Source organism: Thermoanaerobaculia bacterium (genome assembly GCA_035260525.1).
GTDB lineage: Bacteria > Acidobacteriota > Thermoanaerobaculia > UBA5066 > DATFVB01 > DATFVB01.
This window is the reverse complement of record DATFVB010000076.1, coordinates 1-5259: the sequence shown is the minus strand read 5'-3', so window position 1 is coordinate 5259 and position 5259 is coordinate 1. Positions and strand designations below refer to the sequence as shown.

General features: G+C 68.8%; 5 protein-coding genes. 4 read left to right on the top strand and 1 reads right to left on the bottom strand.

The window, feature by feature from the left end; translation table 11 throughout:
- Both VKH46_03785 and uvrB read left to right on the top strand, forming a co-directional pair.
- A partial coding sequence (locus tag VKH46_03785) for a hypothetical protein (GenBank protein HKB69938.1) occupies positions 1 to 239 on the top strand: 239 nt, incomplete at its 5' end.
- A gap of 50 nt (positions 240 to 289) precedes the next feature.
- Entirely contained in the window at positions 290 to 2326 is a 2037-nt protein-coding gene (uvrB, locus tag VKH46_03780; protein HKB69937.1) for an excinuclease ABC subunit UvrB, read from the top strand.
- 51 nt (positions 2327 to 2377) lie between these two features.
- On the opposite strand, the gene VKH46_03775 is transcribed toward uvrB, so the two are convergent.
- Positions 2378 to 2629, bottom strand: coding sequence for a hypothetical protein (locus tag VKH46_03775; GenBank protein ID HKB69936.1), 252 nt, complete (start codon positions 2627 to 2629; stop codon positions 2378 to 2380).
- A 69-nt stretch (positions 2630 to 2698) separates the two neighbouring features.
- On the opposite strand from VKH46_03775, the gene uvrC reads away from it, so the two are divergent.
- Together uvrC and VKH46_03765 are read left to right on the top strand one after the other, a co-directional pair.
- Entirely contained in the window at positions 2699 to 4501 is a 1803-nt protein-coding gene (uvrC, locus tag VKH46_03770; GenBank protein HKB69935.1) for an excinuclease ABC subunit UvrC, read from the top strand.
- Positions 4498 to 5259, top strand: a 762-nt coding sequence (locus VKH46_03765) for a DUF4388 domain-containing protein (protein ID HKB69934.1), incomplete at its 3' end; no start/stop codon positions are given. The genes uvrC and VKH46_03765, both read left to right, overlap by 4 nt.

Sequence of the window (5259 nt, the reverse complement as noted above, 5' to 3'; positions counted from 1 at the left end):
AGAAGAACTTCGGCCCGGACGTGTCGGCTGCGGACCGCGAGGAATTCCGCGCGGCCCGCGAGCGTTTTCATGCGGCGTGGAACGCCGGAAAGATCGACATGAGCGCCGCTGAGCCCCTCCGCCGCCGCCTGATGCTCGAATCGCGCAAGGAGCGCCTCGGCCCGTCCGACGTGCGGTCGCTCGCGCGGTTCCTCGACCGGCTGGCGGGCGCCGCCGCTCCGGCCGCGCGCGCGGCGTGAGGGTCAGGAAACTCCCGGGGACGTCGACGGTCGAGCGGCCGGCGACCCGGATCGACACGGACAAGCCGGCGTCGTTTCGCGAGTCGCAGCAGCGGACGAGCGGCGCCTTCCGGCTCGTCTCGGAATTCACGCCGCAGGGAGACCAGCCCTCCGCGATCGAAGCGCTCGTCGGCGGGCTTCGTTCCGGAAAGAAGGACCAGGTGCTCCTCGGCGTCACCGGCTCCGGGAAGACGTTCACGATGGCGAAGGTGATCGAGACCGTCAACCGGCCGACCCTCGTCCTCTCGCACAACAAGACGCTCGCGGCGCAGCTCTACCAGGAGTTCAAGACGTTCTTCCCGGACAACGCCGTCGAGTATTTCGTCTCCTACTACGACTACTACCAGCCGGAGGCGTACGTCCCGCAGACGGACACGTACATCGAGAAGGAGACCTCGCGCAACGAGGAGATCGACAAGCTGCGCCTGTCGGCCTCGAAGGCGCTGTTCGAGCGCCGCGACGTGATCGTCATCGCCTCCGTGTCGTGCATCTACGGCCTCGGGAGCCCGGAGTCGTACTACGACATGCTCGCGTTCCTCGAGGTCGGGGACGCGGCCGGCGTTCCGGCGCTCCTGCGAAAGCTCGTCGCGATGCAATACGAGCGCACGAACGCGGACCTGGCGCGCGGCACGTTCCGCGTGCGCGGGGACGTGGTCGAGATCGCCCCGGCATACGAGGACGCCGCCGTCCGCGTCGAGTTCTTCGGCGAGGAGATCGAGAAGATCTCGCGCATCGATCCGCTGCGCGGCAGCGTCCTCGCCCGCGTGCCGCGCCTCGCGATCTACCCGAGGACGTTCTACGCGACGCCGCGCTCCGTCCTCGACCTCGCGATCACGGACATCCAGGTCGAGCTGGAGGAGCGGCTCGCCGAGCTCAACGCCGAGAACAGGAAGCTGGAGGCGCAGCGCCTCCACCAGCGAACGATGTTCGACATCGAGATGATCCGCGAGCTCGGGTACTGCAACGGGATCGAGAACTATTCGCGGCATTTGTCGCGGCGCCGTCCCGGCGAGCCGCCCCCGACCCTCATCGACTACTTCCCCGCCGACTTCCTCCTGATGGTGGACGAATCGCACGTGACGATCCCCCAGGTCCGCGGAATGTACTTCGGCGACCAGTCGCGGAAGAAGACGCTCGTCGACTTCGGGTTCCGGCTGCCTTCGGCGCTCGACAACCGGCCGCTGACGTTCGACGAGTTCCGGGAGCGCATCGGCCAGACGGTCTACGTCTCCGCCACACCCGCCGAATACGAGCTCGTGCAGAGCGGCGGCGAGATCGTGGAACAGCTCATCCGTCCGACGGGACTCGTCGACCCGGAGATCGAGATCCGGCCCGTCAAGGGGCAGGTCGACGATCTCCTCGGCGTCGTCCGCGAGGCGGCGTCGCGGCGCGAGCGGGTCATGGTCACGACGCTGACGAAGCGCATGTCCGAGGACCTGACGAACTACTTCACCGAGCTCGGCATCCGGTGCCAGTACCTGCACTCCGACATCCAGACCCTCGACCGCGTGCGCCTGATCGGCGAGTTCCGGAAGGGGACGTTCGACTGCCTGATCGGGATCAACCTCCTGCGGGAGGGGCTCGACATCCCCGAGGTGGCGGTCGTCGCGATTCTCGATGCGGACAAGGAGGGCTTCCTGCGGAGCACGACCTCGCTCATCCAGACGTCGGGACGCGCGGCGCGAAATCTCGCCGGGCGCGTCATCTTCTACGCGGACGCGACGACGGAGTCGATGCGGCGCGCGATCGACGAGACGCGCCGCCGCCGCGAGAAGCAGACGGCCTACAACCTCGAGCACGGGATCGAGCCCGCGTCGATCGTGAAGTCGCTCGATTCGCCGCTGCTCGCGATGTCGAACCTCGACTACCTCGAGCCGCTCCAGATTCAGAAGCGGGCCACACCCGTCGACGAGGAGGCGCTCTCGAAGAAGATCGCTTCGCTCGAGAAGGAGATGCGGGCCGCGGCCCGCGACCTCGAGTTCGAGAAGGCGGCGTCGGTCCGGGACGAGCTCAGGAAGCTCAGAGAGCTGCAGATCTTCCGGGGCTGACCGCGGGGGCGCCCGGACCCGGCAGCGGTCTCACCGGGAGGGCGCGGCCGGTCAGTTGCCGGTGCGTCGAAGCGCGGCGCGCGATGGATCGGCGCGCCGGCTGACGGCGCAGCCGCGGTAGAGCCCGACCGCGAGCAGGAGCACGACCACGATCGCGACGGTCCAGATGACCGCGGTCTTGGGGCGCGAGAGCTTGGGCCGCGCGAAGTAGCCCGTCCGGAAGATGTCCACGTTGTTGTGGCAGTTCGGACACTCGATCACGTCGTTCCCGACGGGACGGAGGCAGAACGGGCACTCCTTCATCGGGCGATCATATTCTTCCCGAACTCGTCCCGTTCGAGCGCAAAATGCTCGTCCGTTTATAATTAGGACGTGGCGGCGTTCGAAACACCCGCGCCTCCGGAAAATCTCCCCGACGCCCCCGGCGTGTATCTCTTCCGGAACTCGCGCGACCGGATCGTGTACGTGGGCAAGGCGCGCTCGCTCAAGAAGCGCGTCTCCTCCTATTTCCACAAGACGATCGAGGACGTCAAGACGCGCGCGCTGCTGTCGGAATACCGATCGCTCGAGACGATCGTCACCCGGACCGAGCTCGAGGCGCTCCTGCTCGAGAACGCCCTCATCAAGAAGCACCATCCGCGTTACAACGTCTGCCTCCGCGACGACAAGACCTATCCGTACATCAAGATCACGACGGGAGAGGAGTGGCCGCGCGCGCTCGTCACGCGCCGGGTCCTCGACGACGGGCATTCCTACTTCGGCCCGTTCTGGGGCGGCCTCGTCCGGCGCACGATGAAGATGATCACCCGCCACTTCCAGATCCGGACGTGCTCGATCGAGATCGACGGACGCCTGCCCCGCCCGTGCCTGTACTACGACCTGCACGCCTGCCTCGCGCCGTGCGTCGCGGGGCTCACGACGAAGGAGGCCTACGACGAAGCGGTCCGCGACGTGATTCTTTTCCTGCAGGGAAAGAACACGGAGCTCTCGCGGAGTCTCGAGAAGAAGATGGAGGAGGCGGCGGCGTCGGAGAACTTCGAGATGGCGGCGGCGTACCGCGACGCGCTGCGTACCGTCGAGGAGCTCGCCGAGCGGCAGGTCGTCCAGCGCCTCTCGGGCGAAGACGCCGACACCTGGGGGATCCACGAGGACGGCGGCGACGCCGCGATCCAGGTGCTCGTCGCGCGCGGGGGCACGATCCTCGACCGGCGGGAGCTCTTCTTCGAGAAGGTGGAGGGGACGGCTCCCGAGGAGCTCCTCTCGACGGTGATCGCGCAGTTCTACGACCAGACGACCTTTCTTCCCGATGAAGTTCAGGTCCCGTTCGACCTTCCCGACCGCGAGCTCCTCGAGGAGTTCCTGACGGCGAAGAAGGGGAGCCGCGTCGTCGTGCGCCGGCCGCAGCGGGGCCCGGCGAAGGATCGCCTCGAGATGGCGATGGTCAACGCGAAGGCGCGGCACCACGTCCGGTTCCGCCGCTCGAAGACGGCGGAGGAGGACGCCGTCGCCCGCCTTTCGCGCCTTCTCGGGCTCCCGGAGCCCGCGCGCCGCATCGAAGGCTTCGACATCTCCCACATCCAGGGGACGACCTCGTACGCGTCGATGGTCGTGTTCGAGGGCGGCCGCCCGAAGAAGTCCGACTACCGGCTCTTCAAGATCCACGCGCAGGACCTCCTCGCGCCCGACGATTTCGCGTCCATGGCGGAAGCCGTTTCGCGGCGCTACTCGCGGGTCGCGGCCGAGGGCGGCGCGCTTCCCGACCTCGTCCTCGTCGACGGCGGCCGGGGGCAGCTCTCGGCGGCGATCACGGCGCTGGACCGGATCGGAGTCGAGGTCCCCGTCGTCGGCCTGGCCAAGAAGGAGGAGGAGCTCTACGTTCCCGGGCGCCCCGACCCGATCCGGCTCGCCCGCCACGAGAGCGCGTTGAGGCTCGTGCAGCGGGTCCGCGACGAGGCGCACCGTTTCGCGATCGGCAGACACCGGCGCACGCGGAGATCGGTCGCGCTCACGACGAGCCTGCGCGGGGTTCCCGGGGTGGGTCCGATCAAGGCGAAGAAGCTCCTCCGCCGGTTCGGCTCCGTGGGCGGGGTTCGCCAGGCGCCCCGCGAAGAGATCGCGAGCGTCGTCGGGCCGCGCGCGGCCGAGAACGTCATCGAGCACCTCCGCGGGCAATGAAGGAGACGTTCGGGATCTCCGGCTCTCTCGCGTCGGTCGACGTGCTCGCGGCGCTCTGCGCGGCCGGGCGCGGGGGCGTTTCCGGCGCGCTCCGAGTGACGGGGCCCGCCGGGGAGACGGTCCGTTTCGGCTTCGAAGACGGGGAGCTCGTCGCGCTCGACGCTCCTCCCGAGATCGCGCCCGCCGAGGTGCTGATCCGCGCCGGGAAGGTGCAGCGCGCGACGTACGAGGCGCTGACCGTCGGCGATTTCGAGGACCGGTTCGCGGTCGCCGCGGCGTCGGGGGTGATCTCGCGCCGCGAGACGAACTGGGGGCTGAAGATCTCGGCGATCGAATCGCTCTCGCGCGTCCTCTCGTGGGGAGAGGGCGCCTATGCGTTCGAGGAGGGGCCGCCCGAGCCGAGCGTGCCGCCGCTCAAGCTTCCGGTCGACCAGTGGGTCCTCGAGCTCTTCCTCCGGTCGAACGACCGTGGATTCGTCGTGCGGCACATCGGCCCGACCGACATTCCGGTCGCCCGCGCGGCCGATTTCGGCGCGGCGTTCGCCCGGCTCGGACTGACGGCCGACGCCGACGCGGTGGTCGACGGAATCGACGGGCGGCGCACGATCGAGCAGGTCGTCAAGCGCTCGCGCGCCGACGAGTTTGCGACGTTGAAACTGCTGGGCGCCCTGATCGTCCTCGGCCTGGTCCGCCCGATCCACGAGATGCCCACCGCGCCCGCCGCGCCCGCGGAGCCCCCGGCCGCCGTGCCGGCCGCC